Origin of the sequence: Paenibacillus sp. SSG-1 (genome assembly GCF_002224835.1) — a bacterium.
In the GTDB taxonomy this organism is placed as follows: domain Bacteria; phylum Bacillota; class Bacilli; order Paenibacillales; family Paenibacillaceae; genus Paenibacillus_AQ; species Paenibacillus_AQ favisporus.
Genome location: NZ_MBRK01000001.1, coordinates 2,534,919 through 2,561,185 on the forward strand (window position 1 = coordinate 2,534,919; position 26,267 = coordinate 2,561,185).

The window sequence follows — 26,267 nt, forward strand, 5'->3', positions numbered from 1 at the left end:
GCGGCGAAGAATACATAAGGCAAGTCTTGCAGCAAGTTAATATGAAGATCATACAATGAGCCATAACAAGCCAAGGGGAGAATGGAAGACATGATGGAACAGCTGAAAGCTTGGGCCAAACAATTAAAAAGGCAGGTATTTGTACTCTATTATGCTTATCGGGACAAACGTTCGCCGTGGTATGCAAAGTTGTTTTCCATGTGCGTCGTTGCCTATGCATTCAGCCCCATAGATTTAATACCGGACTTCATACCCGTCATTGGCTATGCGGACGATTTGGTTTTGATACCGCTGGGAGTATTGGCTGCTATAAAAATGATGCCTGGTGAGGTCATTGAGGATGCCAAAAAGAAAGCGGATGCTCGCATGAACCAAGGGAAACCGGTGAATTGGGCTGCGGGTGTCCTGATTATTTTGTTATGGGCTGCTGTACTGGCAGCGGTATTAACTTACCTGTACAACCGTTTGAAGTAACCCGCTGATTCACAGCAGGGCCTTTCGGCTGGATTCGGATCGCCCGCCCAATCGGCCTGCTTAAACCATGGCCTTTCCCCCGTATTTATGAATCCCGCAGCTTCTCCCGATACTCGGATGGCGTACAGTTGTACACCTTGCGGAACTGGCGGGCGTAATAGTTCTGGTCCCGAAAGCCGCTTTCGAGCGCTACCTGGGAAATGGACAGGTTTGGATAGCGAAGCAGCGTGCAGGAATAGTCCAGACGCTTGCGTATGACGTAATCCATCGGTGTGGTGTGATAGTTGCGCGTAAAGACGCGCTGAAACTGGCGGGTGGAGAGATAGGCTTTGTCGGCCATCGCTTGCAGGGTGATCGGCTGGAGAAAATGTTCTTCAATGTAAGTGACGGCTTCACCGATCCGCAGCGCCTTGTTGTCTTCATGTCCGCTACCGATCTGATAATACCGGGAGAGCAGGCCGACGAGAGCGGTAAAATAAGAGCGAATCATCAGACGATAGCCCTGCGGCTGCAGCTCATACTCGGTTAAAATCAGGTCAAGCAGCTTTGTCGCTTCCTGCAGCTGCGCTTCGTTCAGCGTAAGCATGCCCTTGAAGTTCATTTCCTTGCGGTAAAATGGTTCGATGTAGAAGAGCGCTTGGAAGCCCGGAAGCAGCCTAAGCTCGGACAGCTGCAGAAGCTGCTCGGGTTGGAACATGACGTTGATGTATTCAATCCCGTCGACGTTTTTGTATCCATGGGATACGCCGCTGTGAATCAAGAATACCTGGCCGGCTGTAACGGAGTATTCCCTCCCTTCAATGATATGAATGGCGCTGCCCTGCAAAATGACGACGAGTTCGGAAAAATCGTGGCTATGTACAAAATATTCGTGCGTTAGCGGACATTTCTGGATGCGGAACGTAAATCCCGGTTCGAGTCCGATGTCCGTGGCAAACAGTCTGGTCATCATGTCCATATTATGCTAAACAATGTCGGCATCGTCAAGGCGAAGAACGGCGTACCGCGCTACCATTAAGTTTACGGGCCGACGCATGGCAAATCGAAATGTCATCGGCTTATAGAATGTCAATGGGGAGGTACCTATGGATTTATGGTGGAATGAAAGGACGAATCAGCCCGTGAAGCCGGTTATCCTTTTTCTGGGGGACAGCATTACGGCCAGCGGTCATTATATCCGGTATACCGAAGCTTGGCTCCGTCAGCACCGGCCTACGATGGAGATAAAGCTGGTTTCATGCGGTGTGCCCAGCGAAACTGTATCGGGACTCAGTGAGGCGGCACACCCGTTTCCGCGCCCTTGCGTGCACGATCGGCTTCGGAACGCGCTGGATACGGTATCGCCCGGGATCGTGGCCGCCTGTTACGGTATGAACGACGGGATTTACCATCCTTACTCCGAGGATCGTTTTGCTGCCTATCAAGAGGGGGTATTTCGTCTAGTTGAACGCAGCAGAGGGGCTGGAGCCAAGGTGGTGCTCATGACGCCGCCGCCGTTTGACCCACTCTCAATGAACGCCGAGCTTCTGCCCGAAAGCGCACCGGATTTCAGCTATCTCGCACCATTCCAGGAATATGACCGCGTCCTCGAGCAATATTCCGCATGGCTTCTGTCAGCGGGTGATTTGGCCGACCAGATCATCGACTTGCGCAGTCCGCTGCTGGACCATATAAAGGAACACAGAGCACTGGATCCTGCTTATCGTTCGGGGGACGGTATTCATCCGAACCGTGCCGGGCACTGGGTTATGGCGCGTACGCTTCTCAAGGAAATGTTCGGCGAGGCCCCCGGTGTTACTCCCGATGTGGATGCGATTTCGAAATCGCTTGCGGAAGAAACGGATTGACACCTAAAAATCAACCGGATTATAGTTAGGTCACTCCAACAATTGGGAGGGAGAGAGGTACGATGAACTTGCTGCAAATGCTGCGAACGCGGAAATATTTACAGCGGATCTTGCTCAGCTTTATGCTCGTAGTCGCCACGCTGGCGGTGGCCTCCCTATTTATGAACGCCTTCGCACGCGACAAAGTGCTCGGCCTTCAGAACGAAGCCGACCGCAAGCTGCTGACTCAAATCAACTATAACATCGAAAACATGAACGGCATCGTCAAGGACCTGGCGGTATCCTTGTACAACGACGAAGAGCTGATTGCACTGAAATCCGGAGCGGATTACAAGCAGAGCATTCTGAAGATCGAGCGCCTGAATCAGACCGTCGCAGCGTCTCCATATCTCCACGCTGCTGTCTTTTACAACGGGGCGCAGCACCGGTTTTTCTCATCGCTCAACCATGATATGGACAACAGGCTGCTGTATCAAAGGCTGGGGGATTATATGTCGTCCCGCAGCGACCTGCCTAAGCTCCAGTTGATTCCGATGGATCTGGACGGCGGAAATGAAGGGATCGACGTATTCGCTTTCTTCATTTATGACGGACCGTCCTTAGGTTCCGTAAATGATAATGTCCTGATTTTGACCGTCAAGCCGGGATGGATGCTGGATAACGTGAAAGCGCTTAATCGTGTCGCGGAGCGGGAGAACGACATGCTGTTCGTGACTGACAGTGACGGGCGCATGCTGATCTCCAACGACCGGTCGCTGCCGGAGGGGCTGAGCGTCAAAAAGGATTTGCTTCCGCGAATCCAATCTACCGGGAGTACGCTGGATTCTTTTATCTATAAGCACGGTTCGCATAAATACAAGGTGACGTATTTGAGCAAAGGACTGAACAACTGGCAAATCGTCAGCCTCCAGAATTATAACGACGTGCTCGGCAGCGTCCGGCAGATGAAATGGACGGAGATGGCCGTGACGCTGTCCGTTGCGGTCCTGGCTGTGCTGCTGTCCGTGTTTTTTTCGCTTCGGCTGTATAAACCGGTCGGGCAGCTCCTGACGCTCGTTCCGCCGCAGCGGCGCGATGCTCCCCCTGCGAAGGATGAGCTGTCGGTCATTGCCGCCAACGTTACGGAAATGATCGGAAAGCTGAAAGGGCTCGAGCAGGAGAGGGCATCCCAGTGGAACATCGCCAAGGTCTATCACCTGCGCAGCCTGATCGGTCTCAGCGAAGGCGTACATGAACTGGAGTTTCGGCGGATCAGGGAGCAGTACGGGCTCGATATCGCGTATCCATCAAGACTCCGGCTGGCTCTGGTCCAGATTGACGACGTACAGAGCCTTGCCCGCGGCCAGGGATCGCAAGCCGAATCGCTGCTGTATTTCGCCATAGCCAATATTGGCCAGGAACTGCTCCACAAACACGGATCCTGCGAAGCCGCAGATATGAAAAGCGGGCATCTCGTCTTTATCGTCGGCGGCGAATCCAGGGATCTTGCCATGCTTGCCGACCGCTTTCGGGAGCTTCAGCACACCATCCTTCAATATTATCGGGTTACCTTCACGGTAACGCTTAGCGACCCGTTTGAAGACTACCGCGAAATCACGGCGCATTATAACCTGGCTGTCCGCCACGCCAATTACCGCATGGTTTTTGGCAAAGGTGCGGTGCTAGAGCCGGAACGGGTCCGAAGCTGCGAGGCAAACGATACGTTCCGCATTCCACAGGAATTGGAGCGGCGCCTGACGGAAGGATTAAAGAGCGGCGATCTGGAAGAGACGGAGCAGGCGATCCGGAGCTGGAGAGAGCTGATCGGCGGATTCAGCTTCGAGAATATGTACTCCGCGCTGCTGCATCTAGCAGTGACGCTCAGCAATACGCTGGGAGAGATGAACCATCACAATTTGAACCCGGTATCGGTCAACGTTCAGGCCATCAACCGGCGCATTCTCGAGAAAGAAACGTTGGATGAAATCGAGACGGTGCTGCTCGAGGTCGTCCGCGAGGTATTCGAACAGCGGCGGAACGGGCGTGAAGACAAAAACAGGCTGCTTGCCGATACCGTGAAAGAAATCATCGACAAGCATTTTGCCGATCCGGATCTCAACGTGCAGCGGATCGCCGACATGCTGAAGATGAGCTCGGTTTACATCGGGCAGGTGTTCAAGGCACAGGAAGGGACGACGGTCGTCGATCAGATTAATGCCACCCGCCTGGCTCGTGCCCGAACGTATTTGGAGCAGCAGGAGCTGACCGTAGCGGAAATTATGGAAAAGGTGGGCTTCGGCAACGAAAGCTATTTTTACCGCTTGTTCAAACGCCGATACGGAACCACACCCAAGGAGTACCGCCTGAAATCAGCCATAGAGAGAAGCATATGAACCTGATAAAGACCCGCACGGGAGAACCGTTTCCCTGGCGGGTCTTTTGCATGTCCAAGAGCGGCTGCAGGCCTGTAAATACAGGAATCCGGCATCTATACAGCCCGCCAGTACAGTGATCCTGCAATTGTACAGTACGCAGCAGCAAGGGTTTTACGTTATCGTTAGACGTGCAAAGCCTGACACCAGGCAGAGCGCAAAGGAGGAAAGGGGCTTACGATATGTTGAATAAGGTTTCTCTGGCGGGTGACGCAGAAAACAGACGGGTGGCGCCAGAACCTGGACAAACCGGATTGCTACCCTCGCCGGACGTGCCGCCAAAGCAGCGCAAGCAAAAATCGATCATCCGGAAGGAGCTGCGCCATTTCCGTAACAACCGGGAGCTGTTCCTGCTCTCATTGCCGGGAATATTGTATAAGCTGATATTCGCCTATATTCCGATGGTGGGGCTCATCATCGCCTTCAAAAATTATCGGTACGATCTGGGCATCTTCGGCAGCAAATGGGTGGGACTCGATAATTTCCGGTATTTGTTTTCTACTGATACGGCTTGGCGGATTACGCGCAACACGGTGCTGTACAATGCCGCCTACATCTTGGTGACCACCGTGGCTGCACTGCTGCTTGCGATCCTGATGAACGAAATCAAGCAGAAATGGAGCAAGTTCTATCAGACCGCCTTGTTTCTGCCGCATTTCCTGTCCTGGGTTCTGGTCGGTTACGTCGCGTATGCTTTTTTGAACCATGCGGACGGGCTGATCAACCGGACGCTGCAAGCGTTTGGGATGGATCCGGTCAGCTGGTATCAGAACGCGGCGCCATGGCCGGTCATTCTCATTCTGGTTCATTTATGGAAGGCCGTAGGTTTCAATACGCTCATCTATTTCGCGGGAATTTTGGGGATCAACGGAGAATATTACGAAGCGGCGCGGATCGACGGGGCGACCAAGTGGCAGATGGCCCGCAAGATCACCATTCCGCTGCTGTCGCCGCTCGTCATCATACTGCTGATTTTGTCCATCGGCAACATGTTCCGCGGTGATTTCGGCCTGCACTACTTCATTCCGAACAACTCAGGTTTCCTGTATGGATCCACCGATATTATCGATACTTACGTGTACCGCGCGCTGCGGGAAATCGGGAACGTGAGCATGTCGGCGGCAACGGGCTTTTACCAATCGGTTGTCGGTTTCGTACTGGTACTGCTGGCTAACGGCATTGTGCGCAAAATCAATCCCGACCATTCTTTATGGTAAGGAGGTGACGTAAAGGTGACAAAAACATTGGAACTGTCGAAAGTATTAATCAACCTGTTGTTTATCATCCTGTCCGTCTTAGTCGTGCTGCCGTTTCTGCTCGTAATCGCCGTATCGCTTACGGATGAGAAGGCATTGTCCCGGGACGGCTATCAATTCATCCCCAAATCGTTCAGCCTGGAGGCGTACCGCTATCTGCTGGATGCCCCGGACGTGATGATCCAGGCATACGGGGTTACGATCACCGTCACGGTGATCGGATCGCTCGTCGGACTGCTGCTGACCGCGATGACCGCTTACGTCATTTCCCGGCCGGATTATCGTTACAACCGGATGACGACCTTTTACGTATTTTTCACGATGCTGTTCAGCGGAGGACTCGTTCCTTCCTATATTCTAATGACCCAGTACCTGCATCTCAAAGACAGCCTGCTCGCACTCATTTTGCCGGTGCTGCTGTCGCCGTTCAACATCATGGTCATGAAAGGGTTCATGTCCAAGATACCGCTTGAGATCATCGAATCGGCGAAAATGGATGGGGCGAGGGAATTCCGGATTTTCTTCCGCATCATTCTCCCTTTGTCCACGCCAGCATTGGCTACATTGGGCCTGCTGATCTCGTTCTCCTATTGGAACGACTGGTTTAACGCGATGCTGTACATCGACGATCCGGGCAAGGTGCCGCTGCAGCTGCTGCTGGTCCGGACGCTGAACAGCATTGAATTTCTCACGACGAATACCGAGTTTGCGACGCAGCTGGGTATCGACCTGGCGAGCTTCCCGAACAATTCCGCCCGGATGGCGATCGCCGTGCTGGCCGGTGGACCGATGCTGATCATCTTCCCGTTCTTCCAGCGGTTTTTTGTGAAAGGGCTTACGGTTGGCTCCCTCAAGGGTTAACATACACTCAAGCAATTATAAAAACAGGAGGTCACACAGATGAAGAAAAAGTGGTTTGGCGTGCTGGCGTTTATCCTGCTGGCCGCGACCGTCCTTGCCGGATGCGGCGGAGGAAAAAGCGCGGACGGCGGCGGAGAATCGGCCGGATCAACGGATGTGAAGAACGAAAGCGGATTGAAACCCGTCGAGCTGACCTGGTATTATCCGCTGTCCCAGCTCCAGCCCGATCAGCAGAAAGTGCAGGACGAAGTCAACAAAATCGTCAAAGAAAAGATCAACGCTACCGTCAAGCTGATGCCGGTTTCTATCGGCGACTACGTGCAAAAAATGAACACCGTGCTGGCAGCAGGCGAGAAGTTCGACATTCTCTGGACCGGCTATATGCTGAAGCCGGAGGAGCTGGTACGCAAAGGAGCCATACAGCCGCTTGACGATCTGCTGAATCAATACGCGCCGGAGCTGAAATCCGATGTGCCGCAGGTGATGTGGGACGGCCTGTCCGTCGACGGCAAAATTTACGGCATCCCCAACCAGCAGATCAACGGTTCCCGCTACGGATTTATCGTGCTGAAGGAGCTTGCCGACAAGTATAAACTGGACACCACGAAGATTAAAAAGATCGAGGACATTGAACCGTTCCTGAAGCAGATCAAGGACAACGAACCGGATATGATCCCGTTCGGTATCTTCGGCACTGATTTTATCAATCCGCAGGTGCATGACGACAAATATTGGATCGTGCCGGGGCTCGATGACCACTTCTACATCAAGACGGATGACCCGACCTATACGCTTCAACGTTATCCGGAAGAAGAACTGAACAATTTCCGCCTGGCCAGCAAATGGTACAAGGAAGGTTACATTTACAAGGATGCGGCGACCGTGAAATCGGGCGACTTCAAAGGCAAGATCGCGGTGGATTATCATATCGTCCTGAAACCGGGCGTCGAAGCTGAAGTCAAGGCGAGAAACGGCGGACACGATGTGGTCATCATCCCGCTCAGCAACTGGTTCTCCAACGGTTATTCGGCGACCACCAACCAATCGATCAGCCGCACTTCGCCGAATCCGGACCGGGCCATGATGCTGCTGAATCTCGTGAACACCGACAAGGAGCTGTACAATCTGCTCTGCAACGGCCTGGAAGGCGTTCATTACGAGAAGCAGTCCGGCGAATACATTAGCGCACTCCCGGATTCCCGATATAAACCGAATATGGACTGGGTGTTCGGCAGCGTATTCAATTCTTATCTGAAGGAAGGCCAGCCGGAGAACGTCTGGGAGGAAACGAAAAAGATCAACGAAACAGCCGAAATCAATCCGGTCGGGGCGTTCAAATTCAATTCGGAGCCGGTCAGCACGGAGATCGCCAACCTGAACGCGGTATGGGGCGAATACAAACGCGGACTTGTGACCGGGACGCTTGATTTTGACGAAACCTGGCCGGTGCTTTACGGCAAGCTGAAGGAAGCGGGCGAGGATAAGTATGTGGAGGAGGTGAAGAAACAGTTTGAACAATTCCTGAAAGACAAGGGGTTGAAAAAGTAAGAAGTTCATTTAAAGGCAGAGAAGCGCAAGCGGCGCACGGATAACGGGGAGAAACCTGCTGTCATGGGCGGCTTCATTGGAAGCATACAACGGGACCGTGGCCGGCCCTAATCCATGCTGAAAGGAAAGAGAATCCATGGCAAAAAAACGGTTGCTCGCGTTTCTCGCAGCCATCGTGCTGATCACGTTTACCCCGTCTCCGCCGCCAGCTGCAGCGGATGAAGCCGTCGCCAAACCAACGGGAAAATCGCTGTATGTAGCCACAACTGGCAGCGACACGAATAATGGATCCGAGAACCACCCGTTTAAAACGCTGGAGAAGGCAAGGGATGCCATCCGGAAGCTGAAAGCGAAAGATGGCCTGCCCGCCGGCGGCGTGACGGTGTATCTGCGTGAGGGGCGGTACGAACGATCAGGCAGCTTTGATTTGAACGAGCAGGACTCCGGCGAAGCCGGGAAGCCGATTAGGTATACGGCTTATCCGGGCGAAAAGGTGACTTTGTCCGGATCGAAACGCATTGAAAAATCCGCCTTCACACCAGTCACCGATCAAGCGATTCTTAACCGGATCATCAGTCCCGAGGCAAGACCAAAAGTGCTGGTGGCCGACTTGGCAGGCCAGGGGATTACCGATTACGGCGAGCAAAGCCGCCACGGCTACTATCTTGCCAACGATCTGAGCAAAGTTCCGCCGATGGAGCTGTACGTCAACGGGCAGGGAATGACTTTAGCGAGATGGCCGAACCAAGGGACGGTACAGATGGATGAAATCATCGATCCGGGTCCGACGCGGAAAGATCCGAACGGGGAGGTACATACGCGCGGAGGAACCTTTTCCTATTCGTATGACCGGCCCCAGTACTGGACCCAGGCGGACGATATTTGGCTGGACGGAATATTCGGCTACAGCTGGGAATGGTCCTACAACAAAATCGCCTCCATTGACACAGCCGCCAAAACCATCACCCTCCGCTACGGAGAGATGAGCGGCCTGCTCAAAAACTGGTATCCGGATTTTCATTTTGCGCAAAACCTGCTGGAAGAAATCGATATGCCGGGCGAGTATTACATCGACCGCCAGGCGGGAAAGCTGTACTTTTTGCCGAACGCCGAATTTACAGCGGCGAATCCGACGATAGAAGTTACGATGCTGAAAACGCCGATGATCAATGCGCTGAACGCTTCGTACATCGACTTTTCCGAGCTGGTCATGGAAGATGGACGCGACTCGGCAGCGGTGATTATGGGCGGCAGCCACGTGCGTATTCTGAACAGCGAAATCCGCAACTTCACGAACAGCGGCGTGCTAGTCAATACGCAAAGCCGGTTCTACTACAATGATTTTCAGGGCGTGCCGGGAACGGATCATGCCATCGTCAGCACGCATATCCACCATATCGGCGGGACCGCGGTCACGCTGACGGGTGGCGACAAAACGACCCTGCAGCCGGGAAACAATGTCGTTGAAAATTCGCACATTCATGATTTTGCTTATTACCATAAAGCTTACAATCCGGGCGTTCTTCTCTCCGGGGTCGGCAACCGCATGGCACATAACGAGCTGCATGACGCGCCTCATCCCGGCGTGCTGATCTTCGGCAACGACCATGTCGTAGAGTACAACAACATATACGATGTGTGCAAAACCTTCTCGGATCTCGGGGCAATTTACATGAACGCGGGCGAAACACCGCAGCAGCGGGGTACCGTCATCCGCAGAAATTATTTTCACAATATTGGAGAAAGCAAGGCCGGCGTGGAGGGCGTCTATCCCGACAACTTCACCATGGGGCTTCAGATCGACGAAAACATTTTCTACAAAATGGGCAACTCGGCGATCAAAAACAACGGCGGCGCACATATTTTGTCCCGGAACAATATTTTCGTAGACAGTAAAGTTCCGTATGATTACGCGGACATCTACCTTGGGGATCAGCCGGACAATCAAATCCCGAAAAACTACATGCCAAAATGGCAGGCGCTGTTCGCCGCCAACAACGATTTTGTAGGCACGCCTTATTTGACCAAGTATCCTGAGCTGGCCAACTTCTTTACAGAAAACCGTTATTATCCCGATACGAACACGTTCCAGGGCAATGTCATCTACAACCCGACCATTCCACGCAGCACGACGACCAATGCCAACGGAGCGTATGACAAATTCGGGCTGGTTCAGTATGCCAATAACTTCGTTACGACACAGGATCCGGGCTTTGTGGATCTGGCGAACGGAGATTTATCCCTGCGGCAGGATGCGGCTGTATTCAGCGCCATACCCGGCTTTCCCAACATCCCGTTTGGAGAAATCGGCATTAATGGCAGAGCCGGCACCAGCACAGGTCAGGACAGCCATCCTGTCCAGGGGGTTGCCGTGTACAACGACGATGTGACGGTTGACCGCTGGAAAACGGTCAAACTGCAAACCGCGGTCCTGCCGTGGAACGCAGATCATCCGGCTCTGTCTTTCACATCCGCCGATCCGGGAATCGCCACGGTCGATAACGCCGGCGTTATTACCGGGCAGTCTGTCGGCCAAACCGAGATCACTGTAGCATCTGTGGAAAATCCGCAGTTGACAGCTTCAGTACATGTAACCGTTGAAGCCGGCAACGGCATTATGGACTACACCGATTTCGAATCCGGTGCAAATGGATGGCCGGTGGATGCTAACCGGAGCATCGTTAAAGTGGATGAAAACCGCTGGTACAAGTTACTTAACGGCGCGTCCGCGCTGAGCAGCAAAAAGTTCTCCGATTATGAGCTGACCTTCAAGCTGAAGACGCCGGCGACCATCGGCGAAAACGCAACGCTGTATATTTTCGACCGCCAGGCGGGCAGCGGTTCTAGCCGTATCGGATATAAAACCCGGGCGGACGGAACATCGTCATGGCTGCTGTACAACTCGGCGTGGTCCGTGCTGAAGGAAGTCAAGATGCCTGATCATGATTTGAAGCCGGACACGGAATATGCCGTCAAAATGCTCGTCAAGGGCGGCGACATCAGCGTGTACGTGAACGGTGGGTTACGGCTGAAAGGCACCGATCCGGGCCATAACGCGGAGGGTCAAGTCGGGTTCTACGTTAACAATGTCAGCGACATGATGTTCGATGACATCCAGTTCAAGGCGCTGACTACAGATCTGGCCGGAATTATCCCGGCGGAAAATCAGGTTCGGCTGGCTGCCGGAGAGAGCAAGCAGCTCCAACTGACATTTGATCCCGCGGATACACCGGATACGGATGTGACCTGGCAATCCGCGAATCCTGCGGTGGCAGAAGTGAACGACACAGGCGTCGTCAGCGCCGTGTACGAGGGCGAAACGGTCATCACGGCCGTATCCAAGGTAAACCCGCTGATCAAGGCGGATATCGCGGTCACCGTCTCGAACGTCATGCATGAGACCGATTTTGAAACCGGAGGAAACGGCTGGCCTGTCGATCCCAATCGCAGCATTGCAGCCGATCCGGACGGGAACCGCCGCTATAAAATCTTAAACGGCGCCACCGGCCTGCTCGACCGAACCTTCTCGTCCTACCAGCTTGAATTCAAGCTGAAGACGCCTGCGGTTATGCCAAATGACGGAGTGCTGTACATTTTTGACCGCCAGGACGCCACTGCATCGACGCGAATCGGCTACAAAACAAGGGCCGACGGCACATCGGCATGGATACTGTACGACACCGCCTGGCAGAAGATCAAGGAAGAGGCGCTGCCTACGCAAGACCTGCAGCCGGATACGGAATATGACGTCAAGGCGGTCGTCAAAGACGGCGACATCCAGCTCTATGTGAACGGGGAACTGAGGCTGTCCGGCACTGATCCGGGACATAAAGCTTCCGGCAAAGTCGGTTTCTATGTGAGCGGATTCGATTACATGCTATTCGACGACATTCGTTTCTCGGTAGTGCCTTAAAGCTTACTGGTGTTTAAGGGTTTCTTCGGCGCTCTCTCCCTGCATGGAGGGGGCGCTTTTACAATTCCAGGTCCGGTGCAGCACTCAAGAGGTTCAATTCAATTCTATTCAAGGACAATACGGTATACCTACCATGGCAAAATCGTGCTAACTGTGCGCAGCGCGAAATTCATGGATAAGCGCGATTCTCGGATACCTAAAGATTTTTAGCACGGTAAAACCAAAAACCACCTCAAGGAGGGACAACATGATTCGATGTTTATTTCGAGCCGTCTGGAACGGAGAAGGCAGTCCGCGCTCTTTTTTTCGGGCCCAGGAAAGAGAGCATTCGCTTGCCGATGCGATGGAGCGGCTTCAGGTCGCCAATCTAAGCCTATTTGCCGATCAAGAACAGCTGTTTCTATATTATGAATGTCTGGACACGCCGGTTCTCCCGGAAAGCTTGCTGGCTGAAACCGGAGAGCGGCTGGCTGAATGGCCGGGAGGCGCGCCGGGAAGATGTTGGGTACCGATGACGGATATTTTTCATTACCAGCACCCTGTGTCGAATTCGCAGTGGGCCCGAGTCCATAAGGAACGCACACCATACGGAAGAATTGCTCTGCTAAAGCCGGAGCAAACGGCAAGCTATGTATATTATCACTACCAATACCAGGAGGAAAAGCCGGGGGACGGCGATAAGTACGGCATGATCGGCATGCACGAGAACGTGTTGTTTTTCTATTCAGAGCTGCCGGAGACGATCACGCCCGTGCTCTATGAGGGCCGATTGAAAACGTCGCTGAAGCCTGAAAACTGGGCCGAGGTGATGGAGCCTCATTTTATCAAGTGGGAGGGGGTTTCGGACGGGCAGGACATTTGGCGCAAGCTGATGCTTGTGCTAGAAGTGCGCTGCCCGGCCGAAAGAAGGGGTGCACAACATGCGTAACTCGCTATGTCTGAACGGAGATTGGGATTTCATGCCATTGTACGATCAGCCCCAATCCCGTCAGCTGCCGGAGAACATCGTATACGATCAGCACAAAGTTCAGGTCCCATCCAGCTGGAGAAGGACCTACAAGCAGGGCACCGGCCGGTCGTTCGGGAACATTCCCGAATACGGATATGTTCCGATGGACCTGTACGATTATCCGAAGGAATGGGACACCGCCGAGGCGGGCGTGCTGCACCGGAGCTTCCGGCTTCCGGACCACATGGCCGGCCAGCGGATTGTGCTGCGGCTGGACGGCATCATGCAGAAGGCTGTTATCTATTTGGACCAGGAGGAAATCGCCGTATGGGAAGACGGCTACCTGCCGCTCAGGCTGGATATTACGTCCCGGGTGCAGGCGGATCATGAACACCACCTGCACGTCGTTTGCGGGAGCTTTGACCGCGTGACCCTTCCGTCCGGATCGCAAAAAGTGACCGGCCTTACCGGTTCCTGGTTCGGCACCGTATGCCGCGGCATTTGGCAGGATGTTTACTTGGAGAGCTATCCGGAATTATCTCTGGAAGACGTCACCATCCGCACGTCTGTCAGGGATGGGAAACTGGAAGTGCATGCGATTGCCGGAGGAGCTTCCACCAAGATAGTTCACAATTCGCGAGAGATGGAGCAGAATGCGGTGCAAATCAGGCTTTTCGTACGGGAGCTTGGTGTGCTGAGCGGGGATCCGCAGCCTTTGGAGCACGCTCAAGCATCCTCGACTCATCCGGCTCCAAACCCGGTTCTTGCAGCGAGTGCAGCGGCCGTTCCTGATGACGATGCCGTTGTCCAGCTGCCTAGGCTGTGCGAAAACGAGCGGGACGGGACGGCATACCGCGCCTCCTTCATACTGGATTGGACGGACGCCCATCAGTGGAGTCCGGATTCCCCATTCCTCTATCGGGCGGAGCTTGAACTGCTGGTGGATGAGCGGGTCATCGACCGCTGTCATATTACGTTCGGGTTTCGGGAGTTTTGGTGCGAAGGACCGCAGTTTGTCCTGAACGGCATTCCGATCAATCTGCGCGGAGATTCCTGGCATTTTCAAGGCGGGGTGCAGCAGACGGAAGCCTACATCCGGAACTGGTACCGGATGTGCCGCTCTGTCGGCGTAAACAGCATCCGGCTGCATGCCGAGCCGTACCCTGAGGACTACGTGCGCATCGCCGATGAAGAAGGCATGCTCATCGTGGATGAAACCGCGATATACGGCTCGGGAAAATCGATGCAGGCCGACCATCCGGCTTACCTGGATAACTGCCGGAACCATGTCCGCCGCCTTGTGCAGCGGGACAAAAACCACCCGTCCGTCATTTTGTGGAGCGTACAGAATGAGATGCGCTGGGTCGACGGGCGCGACGGTTTCAAAACACATATTCCCGGCCTGATGGCCACCATCCGCGAGCTGGATCCGACGCGGCCGATTCTTGCTGAAGGAGACAACCGTCTTCTGTCGAAAGAAGATACGGAGGTGGAGAGCCGCCATTACAATATCGACGGCACGATCGGCCAGTGGGACCGTGACGTTCCACTGACGTTCGGCGAGCATGGCGGGTGGTGGTACATCTGCCCGCAGAACAGCAGTATGTATGTCGGACTGCGAGCCTACTGCGGGACAGATGAGAGCACGGCCGGACTTGCCGAGAAGGAGCGGCTGTTTGTCGAATACGCCCGGCGCCAAGGCGTATCCGGCATTTCGACCTTTAACTTTGCGCATTATTTCATGCGGGCTATGCCTGACCGCGACGTGATTTTACCGGCAACAGGTCCCGGCGAACTTTGCCAGCCCGGCGTCAAGCCAAAGCGGATCCCCGCTTATTCACTGACCTTGAACAACGGTCTGCTGCCTGAAGAGTATCCGGCTTATTCTCCAAATCCGGCCTTTGCCATCATGGCCAGAGCATTCAAGCCGGCCACCATCATCGCGGCAGAATACAACCGCTGTTTTTACGATGATGCGCCGGTTCACCGCAGCTTCGACGTGTACAACGATACGCTTGCCGCGCAGGACGTCCGGGTGGAATGCAAGATCAGGCAGGGAGGGAGGCTGGTTCACGAGCAAAGCTTTGACTTCCGCCAAGCTCCGGCTGAGCACCAAATCATCTCGGTGCAATGGACCCCGGAATCTGTGGATGCAGAAGAACGGGCTGAGCTGACCGCGCAGCTGATGCATGACGGGCAGCTTGTGCATGAACTGCGTATCGAATACAGATTGGTTTCCGGCAGGCTGCGCAGCGAAGCGGTGGAAGTCGGCCGGGAAGCTTTCTTTTGTGGACCGGCCGGCGAATATGACATGATCTGCAGGATGATTCCAGAATGCGCAGCAATAGAGCGGGAAAGCTTGGCCGGACTGCCGGCGGACAGCTTACTCATCATCGGCACCTATGCCGAGGATGCGGACGGCGGGCTGGAAGCGCAGCTGAAGGCATTCGTGGAACGCGGCGGCCGTCTCATTCTGCTGGAGCAAAACCAGCTGTCGCTCGGCAAGCTGACGCTGTCACGGAGGCCTTTCATCCGTGCCCATGCTGGCAGCTACAGCCATCCGGTTCTGAAGGGAATCGGCGACGAGGATTTAATGTTCTGGCATGAGGAGCTGCGGGAAGAAGGACCGCTGCCAATCATCCAGGCGGCCTTTGAAAAGCCGGTCATCGGCGACTTTACGCTGCTGCTCGAATGCGGTGCAGGCGATTTTGGAGACGGTGGAGACTTGTGGTCACCGCTGCTGGAATACCGCAGCGGCACAGGTATGTTTATCGCGAGCCAGCTCGATCTGATGGCGAACGTCACGCACGTTCCGCAGGCCTGCCTGCTGCTGCGGAACCTGCTCGCCTACGCCGGGCGCGCCGATGACGCGGGCGCAGGCGAAACCGCCCGCACGGCCGCGCTGGTGCGCGCCGGCGGAGCGGCCGCAGCTTTCCTCGACAAGCTGCGGCTGAACTACACGGCGCTTGGCGAAGCAGCGCCGCTTCTCGCGCTGGCGGGCGCAGCCGCCGCGCCAGGGATGCCGGCGCAGGGCATCGCCCCGGCGCCGGACGCAGGCGTGCATGGCCGGCATGCCGCCATGCCGCCCGGGCAGGGCTTCGGCCTGCTGGTGGCCGAAGCCTGCCTGCTTGAGGCGCCGGGCGCGGCCGAGGCCGTCCGGCGCCACGCCGAAGCCGGAGGACGCGTGCTCGTCCTGCCGGCGAAGGGTCCGCAGCAGGCGGCGCTGGCGCGCCTGCTGGACCGCCCCGTGCGGGTGGCGCCGCACGAGGCGTATCACTTGGCGGCGGATGACGGCGCCGCCATGCGCGGCATCAGCCCGGTTGACCTGTTCAGCTACGACAAGGTATTCTTGTCGCCGCGCGACGTGGTCAACCGGGTGCTGGCCAGCCACAAGATCGAAGCACCCGGCACGGAGGTGCTGTGCCGCAGCGTCGAAGGCACCGCCTGGAAGGACTACTTCGTGAACGGCTACACGGCGGAGTACAGCCGTTTGGCGCTGGTGGAACTGAATCGCGCTAAGATCGTGCCCGCAGGGGAATTCGTGATCGAAGCCCAGATTGGCGGGGGAAGCGTGGTATGCTCTCAGCTGCTGCCCGATCCTGGCAGCGACAAGGCGCTGCGCCTGTATTCGCGCCTGCTCGCCAATCTTGGTGCTGCCTTCGATGACGGCTTGCTTACGAGCGAGAAGGGAGATGCACAGTGGGCCGTGGAAGCCGTGATGGCCCTGCCTTGTCCGCCGCATGTCGATTACGAAGCGATGAAAGCTTATCACACGGACCCCGAATTTTCGTTGAACAATTTGGGCGAAGGCTTGTACGGATGGATGCAGAAGAAGGAACGGCGCCCGGATGACGGCATGTTTCGCATAGCGGACGCTGGAGACACGCCATGGTTCCTCAGCTGTTTCATCCTGGTGCCCGGGAAGGATAACGAGGTGCGGCAGGGGAAGCTGCGGATCAACACCGAGGCGTGGTTCGAGATTTATATAAACGGGGAAAAGGTCTCGAAGCCTGAGCAGGAAATCATCCTGAAGGGCGGGCTGAACCGGCTCATCGCCATCGTTCGCGGGACAGCGGGAGACGTTCTTTTCGGCATGACCTTCCTGAATCGGGACGGTACGTACATGAAGGATCTGGCGTTCCGCCTGACGCTGGACGAAGTCGAGCCGAAATAGGCAGGTACACAGGCGTGCTGCCGATTAGGTTTAACTGCAACTTTATAGGGGGCTTCATCCCATAGTTCCAACACAGAGACCCTACTTCATCATTTTTCAGGAGGTTGTTATGAACTGGAGCGCAACGATCGAGCAAACGCTGTTAACTACGAAATCCAACATCGCCCGCTTTCATGGTCATTTTCCGCATGTCAGCCACGGAGATGGCAAATATCAGCTGGTGAATCATACCGATTGGACGGAAGGTTTCTGGGCCGGCATTTTATGGTTGAGTTACGAATACAGTAAAGATCCGGATATCCACGATGCAGCTGTCCAAAGCGTCCGTTCTTTTCAGGAGAGGCTGCAGCAGGAGAGCCACTTGCAGCACCACGATATCGGCTTCCTGTATTCTCTGTCCGCCATGGCAGGCTGGATTGTCGAGCAGAATGAAGATGCCCGGCAAACCGCCTTACAGGCAGCCGACCTGCTCTTAAAACGATGGAGGCCCTCCACGCAAATCATTCAGGCGTGGGGTCCGGAAGGGGACCCGGAAAACGGCGGTCGCATCATCATCGACTGCCTGCTGAATCTTCCGCTTCTATATTGGGCGTCAGAGCAGACCGGGGACCCTCACTATGCCGCGATCGCCCGCATTCATGCGGACAAGAGCCGGAGATTTCTCGTACGGGGGGACGGATCATCCTACCATACGTTCTACTTTGATCCGCAAACGGGTGATTCGATCCGCGGGGGTACGCATCAGGGCTTCAGGGACGGTTCCACTTGGTCCCGCGGGCAGGCTTGGGGCATTTACGGTTTTGCACTTGCCTATCGTTATTTGAGGGAGCCGTATTTTTTGGATACAGCCAAGCAGCTGGCCCGGTATTTCATGGATCACGTACCGGAGGATCTTGTGGCTTATTGGGATTTTGACGCCCCGCAGCAGCCGGGTGAACCGAGGGACAGCTCAGCTTCGGCCATTGCGGCATGCGGAATGCTGGAGCTGGCGCAGCATCTGGACGAATCGGATCCCGAGCGAGCATCTTTTCAGGAATTCGCGGAGCAATCCGTCATTTCCATGGCAAACAGTTACTTTACGGCCGGCAGCACGGAGGAAGAGGGGTTCCTGCGGCATGGCTCCTACTTTGTCAGAGGGGGAATTTCGCCGGATGATTTCGTCATTTGGGGCGATTATTTTTTCCTTGAAGCACTGATGCGTCTGGATGGCCGCTCGCCCGGGTATTGGTACGAAAGGTCGCTCTAAACGCTGGGTCGAAGTCAATGTAAACGTTAATGGAGTATGATCTAAGGTGGCGGCCATTATGCCGCCTTTTGCCATTGTTCATGCTGTTTCCTGTTTCCGCTGAACGACAAAAGTTCGCTGAGATAGAATGCTGAGCACAAAAAGAAGGGACACGTTAAAGAACGTATCCCTCCTCCCGTCTACCAAGCTCAGACGTATGGCATACCTGAAATGATCCTCGAAATGATTCCTTGTTCAGTCTCAGCCTTTTCCTTTCATACCGATGTGCAGCGCAACCCTTTCACCCAGCTCCGGAGATGCTTCGTACAAGTAACTTAAAACGATCCGCTGCGTTTCATGGGATATACCTTTTAAATCAGCTGCTAGGTTATCCACCAAGTGCTCCTGCTGTACTGGTGAAATGGCGCGGTAAAACTCCCCGGCCTGGGTGAAATTATCCGGTTTGGAGATGTCGGTCCGTTCGATCTTGCCCTCCACGTATCTGCCATTTCCGCTGGTCACCAGGGAAGCCGGAGACCAATTCTCCTGGTGATTGATCGGTATGCTGCGAAAGCTAGGGCCTAACCGCCTGCGCTGGGAATCCCAGTAAATGTTGGCACGGCCCTGCAGCATTTTATCATCCGACAATTCGGCGCCCTCCAGCAGATTGGACGGGGAAAAGGCAATCTTTTCGACCTGTCCCATATAATTGTCCGTATTGCGGTTCAATACGAGGCGGCCGACCGGACGAAGAGGGTACTGCTGCTGGTCCCACACCTTGGTATCATCCAACGGGTCGAACGGAAGATGCGCCGCATCATCGGGATTCATCAGCTGCACATACAGCCCGTACTCCACGGTCTTGCCTGCGGCAATGGTATCGTACAGATCCTGACCGGCAATATCCGGGTTCTCACCCGCCAGCCGGGCTGCTTCCTGCCGATCGATATACTGCTCGCCGGCTAATGGCATCCAGTGGTATTTTACATAAAAACGTATGCCCTTTGCATTTTTCCACACGTAAGTGCTCACGCTGTGACCCTTGATATGACGGAGACTCTTCACCGTGCCCACGTCCGAGTAGAGCCAAACGAGGAAATGGGTGGATTCCGGCGCCCTGGCTACAAAGCTCCAGAAGCGTTCGGGATCGATCAGGTTGTTTTTCGGCGAGGGAAGAAAGGCCTTGATCGATTCCGGGAACCGGACGGCATCTCGAACCAAAAAGACGGGGATATGATTGCATAACAAATCAAATACCCCCTGTTCCGTGTAAAACTTGGTGGAAAACCCGCGCACATTGCGCGAAGTATCCGGTGTGCCTTTATTGCTGACCGCGAGGGAAAAGCGAACCGTGACGGGAACCTGCTGACCGGGCGTCTGCAAAAAGCTGAGCATCGTATAGTCGGTCATGGAATGCACTGTCTCAAAATAACCGAATGCGCCAAAGCCTTTTACGTGGACGGGACGCTCAATGATTTTGCTATGTACAAAGGTTTCCAGCGTTTCATGCAAAATGTTATCCTGTTCCAGGACAGGCCCGCGTTCGCCAACCGTCTGCGAGTGCATCGCGGCCGGCAGATCCTCTGCCCATGGTAAGGACTGGTTTACGCTTTGCGGCCTGTCGTTCCCCTCATTTGGAACCGCTGAATTGGGTTCACGGTTCGTTGTATTGCCAGCCTGAGGGGCAGCACCGTTGTGATGGGAATCGTTCATTCCTTAACCTCCATATTCATGACTTCTCTCCTATATGGTTTATGCGGACTACCAATGAAAATATGACCTTGCGGCTGCTGGTGGTAAAAGGCTGCAATGAATGCAGCGGACATCCATATGTCATTGCAGGTTTCACGGTGCGGTGTATCGAAATATAGTCGCTTATAGGTTAGCTGGAATGTCATAAATAAGCCTCTCAAAAGAAACTTTATAAATTATTATCAAGGGTGGGGAATGAAATAACATGATGATATCTTATGAGACCGGTACAAATACATTTCAGTTTAGGGCTGCTTGCATTATCCTTCATAGAGATAAGGTATTGATGCAAAGAGCAGAACATAATCAATTGTGGTTTATACCCGGCGGCAGAGTGGAATTCGGTGAAACCGCAGAAGAAACGATAGAACGTGAAATGATGGAAGAATATGGGGCGCCAATCTATGACCGAAAGCTTTTTTGGGTAATCGAGAATTTTATAGACTTTCCGGATCGTAAGGTTCACGAGCTGGGGATGTTTTTTCTTGTGAATTTGCCAAGAGATCATTCCATATATCATCATGTTGAAGAATTTCAAGGCATGGAAGAAGGATTTGTCAACCGGTGGATCAATATCGATGAACTTGATCAGTATACTGTCATTCCTGAATTTGTTGCTTCGGAAATCAGACATTTAGATCATACGACAGGGGTCAAACATATTAAAAATAGAGCCGTCAGATAGATCGGAAGGAGAATATATTATGATCCGTGAAGCGGAATCCAAAGATAGGGAACAACTGAGTAACTTGTACAGAATGCTGGTGCCGAAGAATATTGCAGATCGCTGCATTGTCACAAAATCATGGTGCTCAGCCATTCCAAACGAGTCCGGGCCCATCAATTTTTTGAACGCGAAGGATATGACGGCTCAGTCAGCAAAGGCTTTAAAAAATATTTGTAACCGTACATTCAGGAAAACCTAAAGATCAGCTCCAATTCCTCTGTAAGAGAAGTGTCCGCTATAATGGGGAAACAGGCATCAAGAAAGGAATGTAATTATGAAGAAATATATCATCATCGGATCTGGCATCCTGGGAGCATCGACGGCCTATCAGCTGGCAAAAATGGGAGCGGATGTCATTCTCATCGACCGCAAGGATCCAGGACAGGCGACGGATGCCGCTGCGGGCATCATTTGTCCATGGCTGTCGCAGCGCCGCAATCAGGCCTGGTATAGGCTCGCCAAGGCAGGAGCGGCTTTTTATCCCGGGTTAATCAAGGAACTGGAAGGAGAAGGCGAAACCGAGACGGGCTATGCGAAGGTCGGTGCCCTCAGCGTTCACCAGGACCCGGAGAAAATCCGGAAGATGGAGGAGCGGGCATTGCAGCGTAAGGCGGATGCACCGGAAATCGGCGGTATTACCCGGCTTTCGGAAGAAGAAACCCATCAATGCTTTCCGCTGCTGGAGAGAGGCTATCAATCGGTACGGATCAGCGGCGCCGCCCGGGTCGACGGCCGTGCCCTGCGCGACGCTTTGATTCGATCTTCCCAGAGGCACGGAGCAGTTGTGATTCACGGGGATGCGAAGCTTCTGGCGGATGGGAACCGGGTGAGCGGCGTATCGGTCGGACCCGACGAATATGCAGCGGACCGCACGATTGTCTGTGCAGGGGCGTGGGCAGGGCAGCTTCTGCAGCCGCTCGGTGTCCGCTTTAACGTCCGTTACCAAAAGGCGCAAATCATGCACCTCCAGCTCGAAAATCATGAGGATACAGGCACATGGCCAGTTGTCATGCCGCCTTCGGATCAATACTTGCTTGCTTTCGAGAAGCAGAAGATTGTGATCGGGGCAACGCATGAAAATGACGTGGAAGGCTACGATACAAGAACAACAGCGGGTGGTATGCAGGAAATTCTGAATAAAGGATTAGCCTTGGCGCCCGGTTTGGCGGACGGCACCTTTCAGGAGGTCAGAGTCGGATTCCGTCCGTTTACCTCCGACTTTTTGCCGGTGCTTGGGGCCGTTCCGGGCTGGAGCGGCCTGCTCGCGGCGAACGGGCTCGGTGCATCCGGCTTGACGATGGGGCCTTATATCGGCTATCAGTTAGCTAAGTTGGCCCAAGGCGTGGAGCTTGATATCGACATACACGATTACGATATCCGCAAAGCCATTGATGAGGGTTCGTTAACCGAATCGTAACCCGAACGTAACCCTTCATGGATCACCATTCTTCTACAATAGAAATGACATCTATACATATAAATACGTCTTCAATGGCGTATATAAAGGAGAATGATCCATGAAGAAACGGTTGAAGGTGTTCATTGCGGCGAGTTCAGCATTTGTCATTCTGTCGGGCTCTGCGCTGGCAGTGTCGGCCGGGCCGAGGATTTTTATCAATGGGGCAGAATTCGCCAACACTTTTATGAAATTGAAAATCGAAAACGGAACCGCCATGGTCTCGCTGCGGGCCATCGTGGAGCAGCTGAAAGGCGAAGTGGAGTACAAAAGCGACGGCATTCATGTGTCATTGCCCGAGGCGAGCAAGCTGGCTCAGCAGGTGAACGGCTTCATGAACGCACTGCAGGCCGATACGCCGGAGGATGCCGCCAAGACCTGGATCCGCGGTGTTCAGAAGCGCAGCGGACCGATGCAGTACGCGGTGATGACTCCCGCGCTGCAGGCCAAAACCAAACAGCAGTTTGAGGACAATTTCTGGGTTACCGGGGGCTCCAGTCCTCATATGGGCACGGTCACCAACATGACTACCAAGACGTTATCGGACGGCAAAGTGCAAATCTCCTTCGATTACCCGCTGGTGACATCCGCAGGCGTGGAAGGCACGGGCAAAGCAATGCTCACGATTGAGAAGGGGACTGGACCTGCTGATGACCAATGGGCGATCTCGTCCATATGGCTGAAAGATCCCGGAGATACCGGGCTCATGATCGGCTCGAATTAGGGATTATTCGAAAGCTCGCTTTATAGCGGGCTTTTTCTTGGTTTATCGTTTGCCCGGCAACCAATAAACATCTTCTATTTTCCATAAAACTGCATAAAATCCGGCTATTTTTCCCATCGTAAGAACATATTCAAACATGTCGGATTCTTAAGCAGGAGGCAAAAGATGGCGCAGCAGCAGGAACGGGAGCATTGGCTGGCACTCATCAAAAAGGGAAACAAATCATCAGCGATCGCGATGCTCGGCAATGCGGTCATCGCTGCAGCCAAAGGGGTGGGGGCCGCTTTGAGCGGCAGCGGGGCGATGTTTGCATCAGCGATGCACTCGCTTGCGGACTGTGTAAACCAGGGGTTTGTGTTTGCCGGAAGCGTGCTTGCGGAAAGAAAGCCCAACCGTAAATTTCCGACCGGATTCGGCCGGGTAATCAACATTTTCTGCATGGTCGCCGTCATTGTGGTGACGATTATGGCTTATGAAACGATTCGGGAAGGATGGCATTTGATTCATCATCCGGCCAAAGCGGGCGGAGCTTTTTGGATTAACGTGGGTGCGCTTATTCTGAACCTGGTGATCGATGGCGCGATTTTATTTAAGGTGATGAAGGAAATTGCCCGAGAAGCAAGGATTGAGGCCTCCGGGATCTCACTCATCCCTATGTCTTTCAAGCATGTATCACGCTCAGCACCTCCGACGCGGCTGGTCTTTTATGAGGATTTGGTAGCGGTCACCGGTGCGTTTCTGGCTCTTGTCGCTGTTGTCGTCACGACATTTACAGCCTTTAAAGCACTGGACGGCATCGTGACCGTCATCATCGGTGTGCTGATGGTGGCCGTGGCTTTTCGTGTAGGCTATGATAATATGGTTGGACTAATCGGTGTGGCTGCGCCGCGCGACGTGGCGGAGAAGGTGTCTTCCATCATTTTGTCCGATCAGGACGTCACCGATATCAACGGTCTGCGGATTATCCAGGAAGGCCGGTACTATCATGTGGATACGATGATCGAACTTCGGAGCGGCCTGTCGCTTGCCGATGCCGATGATATTAAGTTCCGCGTTCAGGACCAGCTCAGCTCGGATCCGGATATATCGGATGTCGTATTGGGCATCATCGAAGACAACGGTGTGAAAAATTGGACGCCGGAGCATTTGAATGAGTTTTCGTAATCGCTTGAATGAAGATATTTGAAAAGTCCGCAGCATGCGGGCTTTTTTGTGTTGGGCTGCACGAATCCGGATGGAGGGCTGGGTGTCAAATGCGCCATATCTTGTGGCTTGAATGTCTAGATCATGCTATTTTCCTGACTTGATCATCAAGGTTTGACTGCAGGCAACCGTTTAGAATATGGACAGAGCCGGTTGAACCCAGAACAAATTGGCGTAACCGCTCTCATAGAGTCACATGTGGAATCATCACGATTAGGAGCTGAGCATCGATGCAGTATACCAACCCCGTCATTCCCGGGTTTCATCCGGATCCCAGCATCTGCCGGGTCGGTGAAGATTATTATCTGGTCACCAGCACATTCGAGTATTTTCCGGGGGTGCCTATTTTTCACAGCAAAGATTTGGTGCATTGGCGGCAAATCGGGCATTGCCTGACGAACGAGCAGCAGCTGCGGCTAGCGGGTGCAGGCAGTTCAGGCGGCATTTACGCGCCAACCCTTCGCTACCATGACGGTATGTTTTATATGACAACGACCAATGTTAGCGGGATCGGGAATTTTTATGTGACCAGTGTAGAGGCAGCCGGCCCCTGGTCCGATCCGATACCCGTTGCGCAGGGCGGGATCGATCCATCCTTGTTTTTCGATGAGGACGGCCGTGTGTATTTCCAATCAACCCGAATGGGAGACGAGGGAGACGGGATTTATCAATGTGAGATCGATAAGGAAACCGGTGAGATGCTCACCGAAAGCCGGTTGATCTGGCAGGGAACCGGAGGGGCGCATCCCGAGGCGCCGCATCTCTACAAAATCGGGGATGATTATTACTTGATGATCGCCGAAGGCGGAACGGAGTTCGGACATATGGTGACGATCGCCAGAAGCAACGATCCTTACGGACCTTATGATTCTTGCCCGCATAATCCGATTCTGTCGAACCGGAGCATAAAGAGCACCATCCATGCGACAGGTCATGCCGATCTGGTACAAGCTCATGATGGAAGCTGGTGGGCGGTTTGTTTGGGAATCCGGCCACCGTCCTATCCGATGCGCCACCACCTGGGCCGGGAAGTGATGCTTGCGCCGGTAACCTGGACGACGGACGGTTGGCCGGTCATCGGAGCAGGCGGACACATCGAACCCGTTACGGACTCGCCGAATTTGCCTGCCGTCCGCTGGGACGAGAAGCCGGCAAGGGATGACTTTGACGCCTCGCAGCTTCAGCTGGAGTGGACCTTCTTGCGTAATCCCGCTCCTGGTAGCTGGTCTTTGGAGCGGCGGCCTGGGCACCTGGAACTTCGCGGAAATCGGACGACGCTGTCCGACACTGGCTCTCCGGCGTTTGTTGGCCGCCGTCTGTGCCATTTTACCTGCAATATTTCGGCAGCCATGGAATATGAACCAGTCGGCGACGGGGAAGAAGCCGGGTTAACGGTTTATATGAATGAGAAGTATCACTATGATCTTGCCGTTACGTCAAGAAATGGAGTCAAGAAGATACGGCTTCGGCGCACCGTCGGATCTTTATGCGTGGAGGAAGAACATGCTTGTCCAGCAGGGCCGCTGGAACTGAAGATCGAGGTACAGCCTGACAAATTCGTGTTTTATTACGGGCAGCCGGGAGCAGAACTGACGGAAATCGGCTGGGGGGAGACCCACCTGCTTTCCACGGAAGTGGCCGGGGGATTCACCGGGGTATTCGTGGCGATGTACGCGGTATCTGCCTATGAGGAGCCTGCTCCCGCGTCGTTCGATTGGTTCGAGTACGATCCGGTTGGCTGACGCTG

At 54.2% G+C, this 26,267-nt stretch carries 18 protein-coding genes; 16 read left to right on the forward strand and 2 right to left on the reverse strand.

Translation table 11 applies throughout. The annotated features are described in order from the left end of the window. Positions 1-90 precede the first annotated feature (90 nt). Positions 91-474, forward strand: a complete 384-nt coding sequence (locus BCV73_RS11785; RefSeq protein WP_076165743.1) for a YkvA family protein — start codon at positions 91-93, stop codon at positions 472-474. Between the two features lie 85 nt (positions 475-559). Here the strand turns inward: BCV73_RS11785 and BCV73_RS11790 are convergent, their stop codons facing one another. Then, positions 560-1,426 (reverse strand): helix-turn-helix domain-containing protein, encoded by an 867-nt coding sequence (locus BCV73_RS11790; RefSeq protein WP_179231970.1) that lies wholly within the window; start codon positions 1,424-1,426, stop codon positions 560-562. Between the two features lie 133 nt (positions 1,427-1,559). Between BCV73_RS11790 and BCV73_RS11795 the strand changes: the two genes are divergently transcribed. The 9 genes from BCV73_RS11795 (at position 1,560) to BCV73_RS11835 (ending at position 18,679) form a co-directional block, all read left to right on the forward strand. Next, a complete protein-coding gene (locus BCV73_RS11795; RefSeq protein WP_089547237.1) occupies positions 1,560-2,321 on the forward strand; it encodes an SGNH/GDSL hydrolase family protein in 762 nt (253 codons plus the stop codon). Positions 2,322-2,383: 62 nt separating this feature from the next. Next, positions 2,384-4,693 (forward strand): helix-turn-helix domain-containing protein, encoded by a 2,310-nt coding sequence (locus tag BCV73_RS11800; protein ID WP_089547238.1) that lies wholly within the window; start codon positions 2,384-2,386, stop codon positions 4,691-4,693. Between the two features lie 221 nt (positions 4,694-4,914). After that, positions 4,915-5,949 (forward strand): ABC transporter permease, encoded by a 1,035-nt coding sequence (locus BCV73_RS11805; protein ID WP_076165735.1) that lies wholly within the window; start codon positions 4,915-4,917, stop codon positions 5,947-5,949. A 15-nt stretch (positions 5,950-5,964) separates the two neighbouring features. Next, positions 5,965-6,849: a carbohydrate ABC transporter permease gene (locus tag BCV73_RS11810; RefSeq protein ID WP_089547239.1), complete on the forward strand. Its 885-nt coding sequence runs from the start codon at positions 5,965-5,967 to the stop codon at positions 6,847-6,849. A 39-nt stretch (positions 6,850-6,888) separates the two neighbouring features. Further along, positions 6,889-8,397, forward strand: coding sequence for an ABC transporter substrate-binding protein (locus tag BCV73_RS11815; protein WP_089547240.1), 1,509 nt, complete (start codon positions 6,889-6,891; stop codon positions 8,395-8,397). Positions 8,398-8,533: 136 nt separating this feature from the next. Then, positions 8,534-12,310, forward strand: coding sequence for an Ig-like domain-containing protein (locus BCV73_RS11820; RefSeq protein WP_089547241.1), 3,777 nt, complete (start codon positions 8,534-8,536; stop codon positions 12,308-12,310). A 247-nt stretch (positions 12,311-12,557) separates the two neighbouring features. Then, positions 12,558-13,238, forward strand: coding sequence for a hypothetical protein (locus BCV73_RS11825; protein ID WP_089547242.1), 681 nt, complete (start codon positions 12,558-12,560; stop codon positions 13,236-13,238). Continuing rightward, the gene (locus BCV73_RS11830) at positions 13,231-17,433 is read left to right on the forward strand and encodes a glycoside hydrolase family 2 protein (protein WP_089547243.1); all 4,203 of its coding nucleotides are present in this window, start codon (positions 13,231-13,233) and stop codon (positions 17,431-17,433) included. The genes BCV73_RS11825 and BCV73_RS11830 overlap by 8 nt, the downstream gene beginning before the upstream one ends. 109 nt (positions 17,434-17,542) lie before the next feature. Next, the gene (locus BCV73_RS11835; RefSeq protein ID WP_089547244.1) at positions 17,543-18,679 is read left to right on the forward strand and encodes a glycoside hydrolase family 88 protein; all 1,137 of its coding nucleotides are present in this window, start codon (positions 17,543-17,545) and stop codon (positions 18,677-18,679) included. 240 nt (positions 18,680-18,919) lie between these two features. Here BCV73_RS11835 and BCV73_RS11840 read toward each other — a convergent pair whose 3' ends face one another. Then, positions 18,920-20,224: a catalase gene (locus tag BCV73_RS11840; protein WP_089550211.1), complete on the reverse strand. Its 1,305-nt coding sequence runs from the start codon at positions 20,222-20,224 to the stop codon at positions 18,920-18,922. A 391-nt stretch (positions 20,225-20,615) separates the two neighbouring features. Between BCV73_RS11840 and BCV73_RS11850 the strand changes: the two genes are divergently transcribed. The 6 genes from BCV73_RS11850 to BCV73_RS11875 all read left to right on the forward strand — a co-directional run bounded on the left by BCV73_RS11850 (position 20,616) and on the right by BCV73_RS11875 (position 26,262). Then, on the forward strand, positions 20,616-21,095 hold the full coding sequence (locus BCV73_RS11850) for an NUDIX hydrolase (protein WP_089547246.1): 480 nt from the start codon (positions 20,616-20,618) through the stop codon (positions 21,093-21,095). Positions 21,096-21,114: 19 nt separating this feature from the next. Next, positions 21,115-21,336, forward strand: coding sequence for a hypothetical protein (locus tag BCV73_RS11855; protein ID WP_089547247.1), 222 nt, complete (start codon positions 21,115-21,117; stop codon positions 21,334-21,336). A 75-nt stretch (positions 21,337-21,411) separates the two neighbouring features. Continuing rightward, positions 21,412-22,554, forward strand: coding sequence for an NAD(P)/FAD-dependent oxidoreductase (locus BCV73_RS11860; RefSeq protein ID WP_089547248.1), 1,143 nt, complete (start codon positions 21,412-21,414; stop codon positions 22,552-22,554). Between the two features lie 100 nt (positions 22,555-22,654). Continuing rightward, positions 22,655-23,317, forward strand: coding sequence for a hypothetical protein (locus BCV73_RS11865; protein ID WP_089547249.1), 663 nt, complete (start codon positions 22,655-22,657; stop codon positions 23,315-23,317). Between the two features lie 165 nt (positions 23,318-23,482). Next, entirely contained in the window at positions 23,483-24,481 is a 999-nt protein-coding gene (locus tag BCV73_RS11870) for a cation diffusion facilitator family transporter (RefSeq protein ID WP_076165695.1), read from the forward strand. 269 nt (positions 24,482-24,750) lie between these two features. Next, positions 24,751-26,262, forward strand: a complete 1,512-nt coding sequence (locus tag BCV73_RS11875; protein ID WP_089547250.1) for a glycoside hydrolase family 43 protein — start codon at positions 24,751-24,753, stop codon at positions 26,260-26,262. Positions 26,263-26,267 lie beyond the last annotated feature (5 nt).